Below are 15,721 nucleotides of genomic sequence, written 5' to 3' on the forward strand. Positions count from 1 at the left end.
ATGGTATGATAGCGGGGCGAGGGGGGCATAACGACTCCATAGGGTATGGTTTGGGTTGGCACGCAAAGCATACCCGTTTTGCGCGTTCTGTCCACCTCGCCACAAAAGTGACACCTGTTGAGGGGCAGGCCCCTCGGCGCTGCCCGCGCAGGGCATCCACCCACCGAACACGTACCACCGCCATCGCTGATGGGAAACACCTCGAAAAAGTGACACTATGTGAGGGCTCCGCGCCCTTGGAACCCCGCCAGAGCAGGGCATCCACTCACCAACCAAATACCACTGCTATCGTGGATGGCACGCCAGGTCGGCCTGAACGGGCAACGCTGCAAGCATTGACTACGAGTCGGTCTGCAGCATCCCCGAAGCAGAAACACATCGCCTCCAGCCATGCTCGTGCCGTAGCGCGGCTCTATGCCTGCCGTGGCAGCAGCCGCAGCACCGCCGCCTGAAGGTCGCTGAAGGTCGCGATCGATCCGAAGCTCAGGTTTAGCGAGATCAGCGTCTGCGCTACCTCGGGGCGGATGCCCACCAGGATGACATCGCAGCCCAGCAGGCGCAGGGCCGTGCCAATATCGATCAGGGTGCGCGCGATCTCCGTGTCCACTAGCGGCACGCCGGTGATATCGATGATCACCTGGCTGGCCTGCTCCTCGCGCACCCTGGCCAGCACCTGCTCCATCATCATCCGGCTGCGGCTGCTGTCTAGCTCGCCGATCAGCGGCACGATCAGGATGCCCGGCAGCACCGGCACGATCGGCGTGCTCAGCGCGCGCAGGGTCTGCTGCGATGATTGCAGCGCATCCATGGCCTGCTGCAGCGCCGCCTCGCGTACCTCCACATCGCGCAGCGCCCGCTGCAGCGAGGCTGTGCGCGTGATCACCGTCTGCTCCAGCGATGCGCGCAGCTGATCCAGCTCGAACTCGCGCTGGAGCGTGCGCTGCAGCAGGCGGCGCAGCGATGCCCCGGCCTGGAGGAACAGCGCCACCTCCACGCCGATCGTCAGGATGATCGTGCCGATGCTCAAGATCCGCTGGTCGCCGCGCAGTGGTGCGATGCCCACAGTGTGCGGGAGCAGCGAGTCGGCGAAAAATAGCAGCAGGATGATGACTACAGAGACAATGGCGGTGCCCAGCAGCAGCTTTCGCTCGGCCAGCATGCCCGCCAGGGTCACATTCATCAGGAACACCGGCAGCATGCCCACGCTGGTGTCTGTTCCCCAGACCCAGATGGTCAGCGTGACGCCGACGGTCAGGCTGGCGAGCGTGATGATAACCGAAGGCGTGAAGTGGCCTTTTCGCAGCACCACGATGCCGCTGACGCTGCCGATCACCACAATTATGCCTGCCAGGATGCCCAAGATCAGCCCGATGCCGGTGCCAGCGGTCAGCAGCGGTAGGAAGGTCCAGAGCCCGGCGGCGCTGGCGAGCATGGCCATAAAGATTAGCAGCGACGGGGCTTGCTGCTGCTCGATCGGGTTTGCGATCGGCGGGAGGGTGTTGAGCCAGGTGGACAGGCGCAGCCGCATGGGGACCTCGCTTCGTTCAAACCAGCTGATCTCGAGGGAAAAGAAAACACCACCCATACGTAGCAGAGCGCATGGGTGGTGCCTGGCCACGGGGGCGCTAGATTGGGCTGATCTCGTAGACGCAGTGCTCTGCGCCGCAGGATGTGCACTGCTTCTCCACGCCGGTCATGGCCGTTCCTGTGATACCGCTGAGTGCGCCGATAAACACGCCCAGCGAGAACAGGCACTGCGGCGTGTCCGATGTGCGGCCAGCTACGCACGCTACCTCGCTCACCTGCACCTGGTAGCCGCCATTCGGCAGCAGCACGATGTCTTTGATCAGACACAGGCGCGTGCCATTCAGGCCCAGCGCGTTATCCAGCGTCTCGCGCAGGAAAGCCGGGTCTTTGCCGCTGTTCAGCAGCCCCAGCTGGGTCACCAGCTCGTAGCCCCGCAGACGCCCAGCCGAGACCACCGGCGCACGATCTGCGACCTCTTCGGTGACAAAGCGCAGGTACTGAAAGCAGACAAGGCTCATATATTGCCCGAGGGTTGGACGGTTGATATCGGTTGCCATGGCTCTCTCTCCTGATGATGTGACTTCATGTTGTCGTAGCGGCGCTGATGGTCTTGGTCTGCTAGATGATCTTGCCGATGGCGGCGGCGGCGTCGCGGGCCTCGATGCGCACCATTCCGAGGTTTGCGCCCTCGCGCAGGTTTACGGCCAGTAGGCTTTGCGTCCCGGCGGGCAGCACCATGAACAGCCCGTTCGATGCCTTGATGATGGTCTCCTCGGTCGTGCCGATCTTCAGCTCGCCCGAGACACGCTTGGTCACACCGATCATGGTGGCGGCCACTGCGCCGACGCGGTCGGCGTTGATATCGGTCGACATGCGGGATGCCAGCACAATGCCGTCGGTGCTGACGGCGACGGCACCCGAGACATCGCTTCCAGAGTTGGTGGCGAGCTGCTCCAGCACTTGGAGGATTTGTTCCTGCCGAGTTGCCATTTCACGATCCTTTCTCTGCTGATGTTTTCAGAATGTTAGGCGTATACTTGGGGTTTGTAAAAGGCTCTCAGCAAAGCGTTTTTACTATACCAGAGACCTCTAGCCTTTTTCATTGCATAGAACGAACTATTTACCAACAATAACGTATCTATATTGTGTGTTTAACTATTTGGCATGCGTAGTAATGCACCCTTGCGCGAAGCTAGCGCCTCTTGATCACACCGAAGGTGCGGCGCCGCTGGTATTGCCTTGGGCGATGCGTCTGCTTTCGTACAATGGCTCGTAGATCGGAAACATCCCGAGCCGCTGGGCTTGTACCCTCCGCCGGGCCTGCCTTCACCTGCCGCCATGTGCCTGCCTAACCCATCGGCGTTGACATCGCCACGGCGCTCCGCTACAATCCTCGGCGTTTGTCTCAAGCTTCTGCCCTCGCCTTGCGAAAGGCATCAGGTTCATAGGTATCAAATGCTCAAGACCTATCGTGTGGTGGTCTGGTTTGTGGTCTGGCGGCTGGGACTCTGGCTGGCTGGCGCGGCCTCGCTGTGGGCAAGCCAGCCGCTCAACGCCCTGGGCCAGCGACTCAGCTGGAATGGCACGGCCTTTGCGCCTGCCGACGGCCTGCGCTGCGCCCTGGCCACCTGTTGGACCGTATGGGATGGCGACTACTACAAGGCTATTGCCCTCCACGGCTATACCTTCCAGGGCGTCACATGGCCCAGCATCTCGTTTTTTCCGCTCTACCCGCTGCTCATCCGTCTGCTGCTGCCGCTGTTCGGCGGCAGCGCGGCGCTGGCGGCGCTGTTTGTCTCGCATGTGGCTTTGCTGGCCGCCCTGCTGCTGCTCCACCGCCTGCTGATCGCCGACTTCGGCGAGCGCGTGGCCGACCGCAGCATCTGGATGCTGCTGCTCTTCCCCATGTCGATGTTCTTCGCGGCGGGCTACACCGAGTCGCTGGCGCTGGCGCTGGTGGTGCTGCTGGTGTGGGCCATCCGTGGCCAGCGCTGGTGGCTGGCTGGGGCGGCGGGCTTCTTTCTGGCCCTGGCCCGCCTGCCTGGCGTGCTGGCCGCGCCCATCCTGCTGTATGCCTACCTCGATCATGTGGGCTGGCGCTGGCGCGCGCTGCGCTGGCCCGCCCTTGCTTCGCTGCTGCCGCCGCTTGGCCTGGCCCTGTTTATGGCCTACCAGTGGCGGCGCTTCGGCACGCCCTGGGCCTTCCTGATCGCCCAGCGCCAGTGGGAGCAGCAGCTCAGCCCGCCCTGGGTTATCCCGCTTACGCTTATCCAGCGCTTGGGCGAGCAGCCTCTGGCGATCTACGGCCTGCACCTTGCGTTCTGGCTGCTGGGCATCGCCCTGGCCGCCACGGTCTGCCTGCGCATGCCGCGCATCTATCAGTTGGTGCTGCTGATCTGGCTTCCGGCCTTCTTGGCCAGCTGGGCCTTCAGCCTAGGTAGGCATATGCTGGTCGGCTTCCCCGCCTTTGTGGCCCTGGCCCTCTGGGCCGAGGTGCGCTGGGTGCGCTGGCTGCTGGTGGCACTGCTGCTGCCGCTGCTGCTGATCTGCACCGCGCTGTTTGTCAATACTTTCTGGGTTGCGTAGCGAGGATTTTGCGCGCTGCCCAAGTGACACTCTGGGCGGCGCATTGCTGATCATCGGCGCTGCTTGGCGCGTTGACCGCTTGCCCTTGCGCTGCCTTGCCCACGTATTGCTAGCTCGCGTGATTAAAGCTCTCGCGCTTAAAAAGGGAGGGATGTGAGGATCGCATCCCTCCCTTTTTCTCGTTTTCTTTGTGTCTTGGAGTCTTGGTGGTAAAAAGGTTCTGTATCCCCTCTGCGTCTTCGCGTCTTCGTGGTAAATAGGGCCCTATCTGTCGTACTGCGCCGCCCGCTCGCTGCCCACCAGCCCCAGCAGGATGCTGTAGCGCTGCGGCTGCTCGCCGGGGTGGTATTCTAGCCTGGCCCGCTCGTAGTATTGCACCGTCAGCCCGTTCTCCTGCAGCTCCTCGCTGATCGGGTTGCCGTAGAGCTGGATGTCGCCAAACTGCTGCCAGTAGCTGCGGAAGCTGCCGCACATGTTGTGCTTGGTCTCGGGCACATAGGTGCAGTCGGCGCGGCCCGCAGGCTGGGCATCCTGGAACGCAGCCTCGCCGCCCGCCTTGCGCGCATAGCTCAGCTCGCTGCCCAGCCAGCCCAGCTGCACGTCGTAGCGGCTGGGCTGGGTGCCGGGGTGGTATTCCAGCCGCGCGCGCTCGTAGTACTGGATGGTGACGCCGTTCTCCGTAAACTCTTCGCTGATCGGCAGGCCGTAGACACCGACGCCGCCAAATTTTTGCCAGTAGCTGCGGAAGCTGCCGCACATGTTGTGCTGCGTGGCATCCATGAACGTGCAGTCGGCCTTCCGTTCGGCGGGGCTGAAGGCGCTGCCGCTGGGCGCAGGGGCCACCGGTGCCGCTGGTGCCGCCGGTGCCGACGCCTGATCTTGGCCGTTGATCAGCACGCGGCTGTACATAATCTCGCCGTCGTCGATCTTTACCTCGTGCTGGTAGACCACGTGCGCCTTGATGCCGCCCTGCACCGCGCTGCCCACCACCGCGCTGCGCGTATCCCACGGCCCGCTGGAGACCGGGATGGATTCCCAGCCCTTTTGGCCGTAGGCTTTGAACAGCAGCACGATATGGCGTGTCTTGGGGCCGGTCGGTTCCGAGTAGGTGACATACAGGTTGTTCTGCTCGTCGGTGCCGATGGCCGGGGCAAACTTCAGGTCGCCCAGATTCGACACCAGCGTGGTCACGCTCTGCCAGCTCTGGCCCTCGGGGCGGCGCGCGTACATGATCTTCTCGTTCGCGCCCACGCCTCTGCGCCACACCACGTGCTGCACATTCTGCGAGTCGATCAGAATCGACGGGTCGGCGTTGTAGTTTTTGTTGCCATCCTTGGCGATGCTGCCGCTGCGGAACTGTGCGCCATCCCAGTCCGCATAGCGGATGTCGCCCTGGTGCGTGCCAGGGTTGCGCACATACCACACCACGTGCAGGCGGCTGTCTTTGTCGGCGGCGATGCTTGGGAAGATCATATTGCCTTCCTCTTTCTCTACCACGCCACCGTCGCCGCCTGCCACCCAGGTGTGGCCATTGTCTTTCGAGAAGCGGTAGTAGATCGCCTCGCCATCTATATTGCGCCAGACCACCCAGAGGGTGCCATCGGGCGATGTGGTGATCCGAGTCTGGCCGGGCTGCTTGCCGCCCGCGATCAGGATGGGCTGGCTCCAGCCGCCATCGCTGGTTCTGCTGCGGTAGAAGATGCTATTGCCCGACCCATAGCTGATGTGGCTGGTGCCATTGCCATCGACCGCCACGCTGGGCCACTGCGCCACGCTGTTGGTGTTGGTATCGAGCAAGGTTGCACCATCCAGCGCGTTGCCCTGCCACGCCGCCGAAAAGCCAACCTGCTTGTGCTTGCGCTCGCCCCACACCGTGGTGAGCCGCCCGTTGGTTCCGGCGATGCTTGGGAACTCCGACTGGTCGGATGTGCGCGAGACATTCTGCTCGAAGGTGACGCCCACCATCGCGCTGGCGATGCTGGGGCCTGCGATCACGCCGATCAGCAGCGCTGCGCCGATGGCTATAGCGGTAGCGCGGGTGCTCGGCTTCCCTCGCTGAAAAAGTGGCATGGTGTGTCTCCTGTGTTGCCTGCGGGCGTCGCTGCGCCGCAAAACCAGATGCATATGGGTGGGCTTCGTATTGTAGCGTATCTGCGCCGATGTGCATACTTGCCTATTGCCAGCGAATTTTTAACCAAATCTTTCTTTGATACTCATTTTTCTTTAAAAATTTAAGAGAATTTCTATTGACTTGCTGAACCGAGGATGCCATAATCGTGACGTATCTTCGTAAATGTGTAGGAGTTTAAACGTATGAACCGCTCACGGCTGCGTGTGCGCTCTGTGCTGGCTGTTTTCGCGCTGGCCATGATGTTTCTGAGCCTTGTTCCCACGGCTGCGGCCAACGCCGCCGAGCGTGTCAAGGCCTTCCCCTTTGTGAATAACTACGCCACTACCCGCTTCAAGCATCAGACCACGGTCAGCATCGCTGGCTACCAGGTGCGCTCCTTCGGTGCTGGCGAGATCGTCTCCCCCGATCGCATCCGCGTGTGGTCGACGAATGAGGCTACCGGCGAGATCACGAATGTGATCCAGATTGGTGGCTCGGCCTACCAGCAGGAGGGCGATAAGCCCTGGGAGAAAGTGGCTGGCGTTGGGGCCTACTCCTCGGCTCCCATGGCCGAGCAGCTGAACCAGATCCAGGAGATTGCCGACTCGATCAGCTACCTTGGCGTCGAGAAGGTTGGCGACCGCGACACCTCGCACTACCAGGCCAAGATTAGCGGCGAGACCATCAAGCGCCTGCTGGGCGATGCCTTCTCGGATCTGCCCAAGTCGTCGCAGGATGTGCTGAAGAACGCGACCCTGACCTACGATTTCTGGATCGGCGCGGACAGCTTTGTCTATCAGCAGAACATCACGCTGCAGACCGCCAGCTACGAGATCGACGGCCAGAGCGTTCCTGGGCTGGATTACGGGGTGCTGATGACGTTCTACGACATCAATGACCCCAACATCTCGGTGACTGCCCCCGAGGGTGTGAAGTAGTCTCCTCGCTACCTCCACTCCAACCGATTGCAAAAGGCCCTGCGCATCACGGTGCGCGGGGCCTTTTGCATGGCGCTGCGTCCCTCGGTTTGCCTGCTGAACTCCTCTATGACCCTGATACCCTTTATAGCATGCGAGCAAGGAAAGGAAACGCGGACGTTTGGAAGCATGGCGGGGGGTGTGAAGAATGTTAACAGGCGCGTTTGGAAGCATGGCGGGGGGTGTGAAGAATGTTAACAGGCGCGTTTGGAAGCATGGCGGGGGGTGTGAAGAATGTTAACAGGCGTGTTTGGAAGCATGGCGGGGGGTGTGAAGAATGTTAACAGGCGCGTTTGGAAGCATGGCGGGGGGGGTGAGGAAAGGAAATCTGCGGCGATAGAACGCCGATACCCCGCGAAAGAGCGCATCCCTATCGCCTAGAAGCCCGCTGGGTCGCCAGAGCGAGGCGCGAACCGATGCACCGCAATGTCGCGAAGGGCGCGATCACGCACAGACAGCGCTGAGCTAGGGACAGAGGTCGCAGCACAACCCACCCCGCCCATCCAGCGAAGGTGCCGCCCGCGCCTGCTGGCCATATGCACGGCTACCCGCCGCCAGCCCGCCAGTGGGCCAACCCGATCTATACTGTAGCGTTGTTCCCATGCGCTGAAAAAAGGACATGCAACGATGCACGATATTCTTCCGCCGCTTGACAGCTATAAAGCCATCTACCAGCACGCCCCGCGTTCATTTTCCGCCCCCGCGCCATCCAGCAGCCTGGCCCAGTGGGGCCAGTGGCGCACCGCGCTGCGCCTGCGCCTGCGCCAGCTGCTGGGCGGGCTTGCTGGCGAGCGCGGCCCGGCCCCCCAGGCCGTGTTTTCCGCCCCCACGGCCCACCAGGGCTACACCCGCCAGCATGTGATCTTCGAGAGCGCGCCGGGCGAGCAGGTTCCCGCCTGGCTGCTGGTGCCCGATGGCCTGGCGGGGCCTGCTGCGGCGGCGCTGGCCATCCCTGGCCACAGCTACAGCGTGGATGACACCGTGGGCATCGCCGCCAACGGCAGCGAGCGCGCTACCCCCGAGGGCTTCCACCAAGATTTTGCCGTGGCGCTGTGCCGCAGGGGGCTGGTGGTGCTGGCCCCCGAGCTGCGCGGCTTCGGGCGGCGGCGCGAGCCGGGCGACATCGCCGCCGATGGGGGCGGCAACTCGTGCCGCGCGGCAGCCTGGTGGGGCATCATGCTGGGCAGGCCGCTGCTGGGCAGCCGCGTGTGGGACAGCCTGCGGGCCTTCGACCTGCTGCGATCATTGCCGCAGGTGGATGCGGGCCGGGTCGGCGTGATGGGCGGCTCGGGCGGCGGCGCGGTGGCGATGCTGGCCGCCGCGCTGGAGCCGCAGATCCGCGCCACGGTGATCGCCAGCTACTTCTGCAGCTTCGCCCAGAGCATCCTGGCCATCGACCACTGCGCCTGCAACTACATCCCCGGCCTGCTTGCCGAGGCCGAGGCCTACGACATCGCCGCGCTGATCGCCCCACGCCCCCTGCTGATCGAGTCGGGCGATGCCGACCCGATCTTTCCCATCGCTGGCGTGCGCGACGCCTATGGGCGGCTGGCCGAATCCTACGCGGCGCTGGGCGCGAGCGATCAGCTGGGCCTCTTGGTCTTCCCTGGCGGCCACCAGATCTGCGGGCAGCGGGCCTACGACTGGCTCCCGCAGCAGCTTTCCTAGCCATGCAGCGCGCCCAGGCCGCCACGGCGGCCTGGGCGCGCTCCTTGCACAGCGCGGAAACTAGTGGGTCAGCGGTGTGAGCGAGAGCGACACATCGCCGAACGATGCGCCCAGCCACAGCGCCGCGCCCTGCGCCGCGATGCCCAGCGCCATAGCCCAGGCGGCCAGCCGCCACCAGCCGCCACGGCGCGCAATCCAGCCCAGCGCCGTGGCCACCGAGACCAGCACAATCGGCACCGCGAAGTAGAAGTAGCGCACCTGGAGCGCTAGGAACAGATCGATTAAGAAGAAGAAGAGGCAGGTGCCGCCCCATGTCAGCACCAGCAGGCGCTGGCGCTCATCCAGCCGCGAGCGCAGCAGCAGCGCAGCCCCGAAGGGCAGCAGCAGCAGCCCCAGATCGCTGTAGGCCAGGCGTATGCCTTTGAGCATCAGCGGTGTCGCGCCCTTGAAGATGCCGATACCCGCGACCGCCGTCTCGGCAATAGGCTCGCCATAGTTGCCCACGATGTCGCCCGCGTGGTCAAGCATGATATTCAGGCCGTAGGTGTAGAGAAACAGCAGCGAGAAGACCGCCACCAGCGCCGCCAGGGCGTAGCGCCACCATTGGCGGTAGCTCGGGCGCAGCAGCAGCACCAAAAGCAGCAGGCACACCCAGATCGCGGCCAGCAGAGTCTGCCCGATATGCACCAGCATGGGCAGCAGCAGCAGCAGCATGGCCAATGCCCAGCTGCGCGGCCCGCGATCGTGCAGCGCGTAGAGCAGGCCGAGCGCCAGCAGGGGGATAAACCACTGCGCGAAGACCTGCGCCGAGAAGCCGTAGGCGATAGCGGTGAACATCGGCAGGCTGCCCGCGTAGAGCACAGCAGCAAAGCGGGCCACATGCCTGCTCTGGCCCAGGTACAGCGCCAGCAGCGCCACGCTCAGCGCCCCGCTGCCGTCGATCAGGGCCAGCGCGCCCTGCAGCACCACCTGTGGGCTGGTGCTCAGCAAGAATCCCGGTAGCAGCGTGACGTAGGTGCCGGGCGGGTAGACGATCACGCCGTTGCCGAACTCGCTTGAGTGGACGGCCAGGATGAGATCGCCGCTCAGCACCTCGCGCGCCCAGCCCTGGTGGTAGTGAAGATCCTGCCCGGCGAAGGTGGGGAACAGCGCGCCGACCACACGGATGAGACAGGAGATGATCATGATCGCCCACAGCAGCCGAGGCTCTCGGGTATCGCCCGCAAAGATCGGCAGCGCCTCGATCCTGGGCAGCGCCACCCACGTCACCAGCGCGATGATCAGGCCCGCCGTGAGCATGCGGCTGGCGTACGGCTCGGCCTGGGGCAGCACCACGGGCAGCGCCACGGCCACGGCCAGCCCCACCACGGCGGCGACAGCGGCGCGTAGGCCACGCCCGCCGCCCAGCCGCCCCGCTGCCCACCATGCGATGGCCGCCAGCGCCAGCTGGGCCACGTAGACCACCAGCGGGGGCAGCGGCAGCGGCCCCCGCAGCGGCTCCAGGGTCACGCGGTTGACCTTCAGGCCCAGCGTGCGCGGGTCGCTGGGCGTCGAGAAAGTCTCGCTCTGGATCTGGATGAGATCGGTGCCCACGGCGCGGGCTGGAACCACCAGCTGCACGTGCTGCGGTGCGGCGCTGGCCACGAAGGATGTCCACGGGCCACCCTGGCTGGTGGCCAGGCGAGCCTGCCCAGGCTCGGGCCGCCCGCCCAGCTCGAAGGTGAGGCGCACCGGCGTGCTGGGGCCAAACGGCGAGAGCACGAAGGCGCTGTCGCCCAGCGTCCAGCGATATGTCGCGCCATCGCCGCCCGTCTCGATCCCGCTCATATCCTGCAAAAAGTAGCTGGCGCGATACGTCCCGGCGTCGATGGTATAGACCGGCGGCCCGAGGCGCAGCGCCACGATGTCGGCGGCCAGCAGGGCCAGGGCTGCGAGCACCAGCAGCAGCGCGCGCCGCACGGCGGGGTGAAGCGATGTATAGCGAGAAGCGAGGGAGGCCCGAATGGCCTCGGTCGAGGGTTCCACATGCTCAGAAGAAGCCACAATAGTTCGCCTTTATCAGTGATTCCGGTCGACCATTATATGCCAACTTCCCGCGCATGTCTCCTCACGCCCCACGTCGTCAGGTTTCTGCGTTTTCGACAGAGTGCCGACCCTTTTACCACCAAGACACCAAGACACCAAGGAACAAAAAGGAGTCACTACCTACGAAGGTAGAAAGATTCGAGGAAAAGTGATAAGGCCTTCGAGTCCTCGTGTCTTCGTGGTGAAGCATCTTCGGTGACGTAAGAACGCATAGGCCCTATCCTGCGTCCTCGGCGGCGAGGGCCGCGAAGCGCCCACGCTCGCGCTCCAGCGCTGCCCGCTCCGTGTCGCGCCACGCATCGGGCTGCAGCCGCATGCCGGTGCGCTGCGCCAAGGCCCGCTCGAAGCTGGCGATCACAACATCGGCGCTGGGCTGCGGCCCCAGCTCCTCCAGCCCGATCACGCGCTGGCCCAGCAGCTCGGCTAGGCGCTCGCGGTCGGGCGGGGCCAGGGCCAGCAGCTCGGCGTTGCGTTGCGGCTGCCAGCGGGTGTAGATGCCGATCTGGAACAGGGCGTTGCCGCGCCGCCGGATCTGGGCCAGCCCCACCAGCTTGCGCCCCCCCACCATCACCTCGTAGGGCGACTGGCCGCCGAAGCACACGTGGCGCAGCAGCGGGTCGCGGCTGCGGGTGTCCTCGCGGGCGGCGGGCACGGCCAGGGCCTGCGTGGCCACCCCCAGCGCCGCGAAAGCATCGGCCCAGGCCTCGCCCACCCAGCGGTACGACTCGGTCACATCGTCGGTGGCAAGCGGGTGGCTGCGCGGCAGAGCGATGTCGAGCTGCAGCATGTCCTCGTTCAGTACAATGCCACCGCCGCTGGCCCGGCGGTGGATGGCCAGCCCGGCCTGGGCGCATGCGGCCAGGTCTAGCTCGCCCACCCGCTGCGACGAGCCGAGGATGAGCGATGCGGGGGCGACGCGCGACCAGCGGAGCGCGGGCGTGGCCTGGTGCTCCAGCTGGGCCAGCATGGCGATGCCGCTGGCGAGGTAGGTGTCGGTGGGGTCGATGCTCCATGGCAGCAGCCGCGCGACGTTGGGTTCGGTTGTTGAAGAATCCACAGGTGCCTGCTCTCTTTCATCATTCAGACAGGCTATTGTACCGCGAGCGCAAAAATCCCCTGCGGCGTGAGAAGCCTCACAGCGCAGGGGATAGTGGTGGGCGGGGCGGCGGGGGCTAGCCCTCGATGAAGGTCAGCTCCACATCCACGTTGCCGCGCACCGCGTTGCTGTAGGGGCAGACCTTGTGGGCCAGCTCCAGCAGGTGCTCGCCGACGCGCTGCTCCACGCCGGGGATCGTCACCTCCAGCGCCACGCCCAGCTTGAACCCACCGTCGCCGTTGGGGTGCAGCGTCACGCTGCCGGTGATCGTCGAGTTGCTGGTGTCGATGCGCTCGCGCCGCGCCACCAGGCCCAGGGCGCTCTGGAAACAGGCCGAGTAGCCCGCCGCGAACAGCTGCTCGGGGTTGGTGCCCTGGCCGCCGTTGCCGCCCAGCTCCTTGGGGGTGCTCAGCTGCAGCTCCAGGTGCCCATCCGCCGATGTCACCTTGCCTTCGCGCCCGCCCTGGACCGTAGCCGATGTTGCGTAGAGAACTTTCTCAGTGGTCATGGTGGTCTCCTTTGGGTAGATACCTACTAGTAGGTAGTCTATAGATAAAAGAATTACGCAGCGCGGTAGCGCTGAACAATGGACCGATTGAGCATGCGCAGGCGATCGATGCTGGTATAGGCGCGGGCAGCTAGCATCGCGCCCTCAAGCGCGGCCAGCAGCAGCTGGGCGGCCAATTCGGGCGGCTCGGCGAAGTGCAGCTCGCCAGCAGCACGGCCAGCCTGGAGAATCCGCGCCAGCAGCGACTCCTGCTCTTGGTAGAACAGCTGGACCTCGGCGCGCACATCCTCGGGCAGCGTCAGCATCTCGGCGGCCAGCAGAGCGCACAGGCACATGCGCGGCTTGCCCTGGAACTCTTGGTCGTAGAATGAGACATAGCGCTCAAGCTGCTCTAGCGGGCTGGGCGTGGTGTCGATGACCATCTCGACCCCCACGCGGGCGTCGGTGCGGTAGCGCTCGACCACGCTGCGGGCCAGATCGCTCTTGCCTGGGAAGTGGTAGTGAATGCTCGCCTTGCGGATGCCGATCTGCTCGGCGATATCGGCGTAGCTAAACGCGTTATACCCGCTATGCATCATCAGCACGGTTGCCGTATCGATGATATCTTGTTGTGTATTGCGCGCCTCGTGCACGTCCTGAACCTTTCTCTTCTCAAGCACAGCGTTATTCTACCATTTGGTAGGTAGAATGTCAAGCGGAAGATCGAGGTCTATGCATTCTCGTTCGACAGAACGTTTTTACCACCAAGACACCAAGGGAACGAATACCCCGAAGACACAAAGGGGCATGGGGAATAATGGTAAAGGGATAGGAGGCCGAAAGCAAGCCAGCTATGCTGGCAATGTATCCTTTTTGCCAAGCCGCACAAGCGCGCTCAGCGCGCACAACCCCGGTAGGCCAAATCGGGCAAGCGGCGGTGGATTGGTCTACTGGCCTATCGGGCCATTGCACAGATTCTACGCCGCCGCATGTGATGGAGAAGACGAGAAGATATATAAAGTATACTGCGTTCTATAGGGGAAATGCCGAGAGCAAGGCGCAGAAATGCAGTGCTAAAACGTTCAATATCGCATGAGATCTGTGGTACCCTGTGAAGTAAGAATCTTTTGCCCAGCAAATACTTGGTTATCGAAAGTTAATAATGTCCCTGTATGATGACGATCAAGATACTGCTAACGGGTAAACCCTGTCTTTTGTTGTGCCTTATAGGTTGCACATGGTTTGTTGGTAGCTTGGGTTGGGCTGCCTGAAGCGTCTGGATCCGTATGAGGGTGCAGCTTGGCACCTGCAGGTAGAAGTAGTGCTTTCTAGCTGTTCGCTTTTATGCATGGTTGAACTATGAACATCGTACATGCTCTTACCCCACGCAACTGGCGGCTGCGCACTCGCCTGCTTGCCATGCTTTTGGTCTTCACCCTGCTGCCGCTGGTGCTGGTGAATGTCTTCAGCATCCGCCAGTCGAGCAATGCGCTCACCAATGCCATCAGCTCGGACTACGAGGTCTCCTCACGAACTCGGGCAAATCGCATCTCCGAGATATTCATCGATCAGGTGCGCCTGCTCGAGCTGCTCTCGGCGAATGATCGGCTGGTGCCAGCGGTGCGGGCAGCCAACAGCAACTACCCATCGAATAGCGCAACTGCCCGCATCAATGTTGAGGGTACCGAGAAAGATTGGCTCGCTGCATCCGACGATGATTTTCTGGTGCAGCAGTATGTGGATGGGCCGATAGCCGATGATCTGCGGAAGTTCATGTCGCTGGTGCCTGGCATGATCGACGTGTTCTTCACCGATAAGTATGGGGCGATGGTGGCCAGCACGCGGCGCATGCAGCATTTTGATATGTACCACGAAGAGTGGTGGCAGTCGGCTTGGAATGATGACAACGGCGCTATCTATATCAAGGTAGGGCAGCTGGATCGCCCCGAGGAAGGCCAGGGGATCATTCTTGCCATTCCGATCCTTAGCTCGACAACAAATCAGCCGATCGGGGTTCTTCGCGCCTCGTACAGCTTTGTGATGGTGCAGAACATCCTCTCGCAGTATGCATCGCCCGATCTTCCCGATACGCTAGTGGTCGATCGTGACAATAAGATATTGGCGAGCACCAATGCCGCGCTGATCGGCAAGCAAGGCCCAGTGGCCACCGAGGCAGTGAGTGCGAATGTCGCGTATGGCGAGAACTCGCTTCAAGATGATGGCGATGAGCTCTTTTTTGCCGAAAGTAAACTGCCGACGATCCCGGATGTGCCGGCGATCAGCGAGCTTGGCTGGCGGGTGATCACGGTGCAGGAGCGCTCGATCGCCTTTGCCCCGGTGATGGCGCAGATCACAAGCGCGCTGCTTACGGGCGTAGTGGTGTTGCTCACCGCGCTGGGTGCGGCCTTCTTCTTTGGCAGCCGCCTCTCGGCACCGCTGATGCAGCTGGCCTCGCTGGCGCAGGCGGGTGATCTGGGCACGATCGCCGCGCGTGTGGGCCAGGGTGGCCGCGACGAGATCGAGCTGCTGGGCCAGAGCTTGCAAGATTTCGCACGGCGGCTGCTGCGCTCGCAGGAGGATATTGCGGCGATCAACCGCGGGCTTGAGCAAACGGTCGAGGAGCGCACCGTCGAGCTTCGCCAGATGGTGGGCGAGCAGGAGGAGCTGCTTTCAACACAAAAGCAGCTGCTCGCCCAGATCGCCGATATGTCGATCCCTGTGCTGCCTGTGGTTAAGGGCGTGGTGGTCATACCGTTGATCGGCAGCATCGACAGCGGTCGCGCCTCGCTGCTGGCCGATCGGCTGCTCGAAGGCGTCGAGCTTGAGCAGGCCCGTGTGATCCTGCTCGACATTACAGGCGTGCCGATTGTGGATAGCCAAGTTGCCGCAGCGCTGCTGCAGGCCATCCATGCGGCACGCCTGCTGGGCGCCCATACCATCCTGGTGGGCGTGCGCCCCGAGATCGCGCAGGCTCTGGTCAGCCTTGGTATCGACCTCGGCGATGTGAAGACGACCGCCTCGCTGCAGGAAGGGCTGCGCAGGGCACAGGCCCTGGTGCAGCGCAAGACTATTCTGGCATAACCCTCAACTGGCCCGCACACATCTGCATCCAAGAGCATCGGCGATTCATTTCGCCGATGCTTTTTTGGTATTTTGAAGGTTTGCGGCCACGCTCTTGATAGTAT

At 63.3% G+C, this 15,721-nt stretch carries 12 protein-coding genes; 4 read left to right on the forward strand and 8 right to left on the reverse strand.

Annotation, left to right across the window (positions count from 1 at the left end; genetic code table 11):
- Positions 1-412: 412 nt before the first annotated feature.
- The 3 genes from F8S13_22685 to F8S13_22695 form a co-directional block, all read right to left on the reverse strand.
- The gene (locus F8S13_22685) at positions 413-1,585 is read right to left on the reverse strand and encodes an STAS domain-containing protein (GenBank protein ID KAB8140559.1); all 1,173 of its coding nucleotides are present in this window, start codon (positions 1,583-1,585) and stop codon (positions 413-415) included.
- A 40-nt stretch (positions 1,586-1,625) separates the two neighbouring features.
- Complete coding sequence (locus F8S13_22690) at positions 1,626-2,084, reverse strand: hypothetical protein (GenBank protein ID KAB8140560.1); 459 nt, start codon at positions 2,082-2,084, stop codon at positions 1,626-1,628.
- A 61-nt stretch (positions 2,085-2,145) separates the two neighbouring features.
- Complete coding sequence (locus F8S13_22695) at positions 2,146-2,517, reverse strand: dynein regulation protein LC7 (GenBank protein KAB8140561.1); 372 nt, start codon at positions 2,515-2,517, stop codon at positions 2,146-2,148.
- 465 nt (positions 2,518-2,982) lie between these two features.
- On the opposite strand from F8S13_22695, the gene F8S13_22700 reads away from it, so the two are divergent.
- Positions 2,983-4,113: a hypothetical protein gene (locus F8S13_22700; GenBank protein ID KAB8140562.1), complete on the forward strand. Its 1,131-nt coding sequence runs from the start codon at positions 2,983-2,985 to the stop codon at positions 4,111-4,113.
- 264 nt (positions 4,114-4,377) lie between these two features.
- On the opposite strand, the gene F8S13_22705 is transcribed toward F8S13_22700, so the two are convergent.
- A complete protein-coding gene (locus F8S13_22705) occupies positions 4,378-6,183 on the reverse strand; it encodes a hypothetical protein (GenBank protein KAB8140563.1) in 1,806 nt (601 codons plus the stop codon).
- 243 nt (positions 6,184-6,426) lie between these two features.
- Between F8S13_22705 and F8S13_22710 the strand changes: the two genes are divergently transcribed.
- Together F8S13_22710 and F8S13_22715 are read left to right on the forward strand one after the other, a co-directional pair.
- Entirely contained in the window at positions 6,427-7,161 is a 735-nt protein-coding gene (locus tag F8S13_22710) for a hypothetical protein (protein ID KAB8140564.1), read from the forward strand.
- Positions 7,162-7,827: 666 nt separating this feature from the next.
- A complete protein-coding gene (locus F8S13_22715; protein ID KAB8140565.1) occupies positions 7,828-8,868 on the forward strand; it encodes an acetylxylan esterase in 1,041 nt (346 codons plus the stop codon).
- A gap of 60 nt (positions 8,869-8,928) precedes the next feature.
- On the opposite strand, the gene F8S13_22720 is transcribed toward F8S13_22715, so the two are convergent.
- The 4 genes from F8S13_22720 to F8S13_22735 all read right to left on the reverse strand — a co-directional run bounded on the left by F8S13_22720 (position 8,929) and on the right by F8S13_22735 (position 13,216).
- On the reverse strand, positions 8,929-10,911 hold the full coding sequence (locus F8S13_22720) for a hypothetical protein (protein KAB8140566.1): 1,983 nt from the start codon (positions 10,909-10,911) through the stop codon (positions 8,929-8,931).
- 259 nt (positions 10,912-11,170) lie between these two features.
- Positions 11,171-12,010, reverse strand: coding sequence for a ligase (locus F8S13_22725; protein ID KAB8140567.1), 840 nt, complete (start codon positions 12,008-12,010; stop codon positions 11,171-11,173).
- Positions 12,011-12,125: 115 nt separating this feature from the next.
- Positions 12,126-12,557 carry an organic hydroperoxide resistance protein gene (locus tag F8S13_22730; GenBank protein ID KAB8140568.1) on the reverse strand — a complete coding sequence of 144 codons (432 nt, stop codon included), beginning with the start codon at positions 12,555-12,557 and terminating at the stop codon, positions 12,126-12,128.
- Positions 12,558-12,610: 53 nt separating this feature from the next.
- Entirely contained in the window at positions 12,611-13,216 is a 606-nt protein-coding gene (locus F8S13_22735) for a TetR/AcrR family transcriptional regulator (GenBank protein ID KAB8140569.1), read from the reverse strand.
- Positions 13,217-13,895: 679 nt separating this feature from the next.
- Here F8S13_22735 and F8S13_22740 point away from each other — a divergent pair.
- Positions 13,896-15,617, forward strand: a complete 1,722-nt coding sequence (locus F8S13_22740) for an STAS domain-containing protein (protein ID KAB8140570.1) — start codon at positions 13,896-13,898, stop codon at positions 15,615-15,617.
- Positions 15,618-15,721 lie beyond the last annotated feature (104 nt).

It is taken from the genome of Chloroflexia bacterium SDU3-3 (genome assembly GCA_009268125.1).
Classification (GTDB): Bacteria; Chloroflexota; Chloroflexia; order Chloroflexales; family Roseiflexaceae; genus SDU3-3.

Excerpts from the sequence above, each read along its gene's own strand:
- F8S13_22685 (KAB8140559.1), bottom strand. The coding sequence starts at position 1,585 with ATGGGTGGTGTTTTCTTTTCCCTCGAGATCAGCTGGTTTGAACGAAGC.
- F8S13_22690 (KAB8140560.1), bottom strand. The coding sequence starts at position 2,084 with ATGGCAACCGATATCAACCGTCCAACCCTCGGGCAATATATGAGCCTT.
- F8S13_22695 (KAB8140561.1), bottom strand. The coding sequence starts at position 2,517 with ATGGCAACTCGGCAGGAACAAATCCTCCAAGTGCTGGAGCAGCTCGCC.
- F8S13_22700 (KAB8140562.1), top strand. The coding sequence starts at position 2,983 with ATGCTCAAGACCTATCGTGTGGTGGTCTGGTTTGTGGTCTGGCGGCTG.
- F8S13_22705 (KAB8140563.1), bottom strand. The coding sequence starts at position 6,183 with ATGCCACTTTTTCAGCGAGGGAAGCCGAGCACCCGCGCTACCGCTATA.
- F8S13_22710 (KAB8140564.1), top strand. The coding sequence starts at position 6,427 with ATGAACCGCTCACGGCTGCGTGTGCGCTCTGTGCTGGCTGTTTTCGCG.
- F8S13_22715 (KAB8140565.1), top strand. The coding sequence starts at position 7,828 with ATGCACGATATTCTTCCGCCGCTTGACAGCTATAAAGCCATCTACCAG.
- F8S13_22730 (KAB8140568.1), bottom strand. The coding sequence starts at position 12,557 with ATGACCACTGAGAAAGTTCTCTACGCAACATCGGCTACGGTCCAGGGC.
- F8S13_22740 (KAB8140570.1), top strand. The coding sequence starts at position 13,896 with ATGAACATCGTACATGCTCTTACCCCACGCAACTGGCGGCTGCGCACT.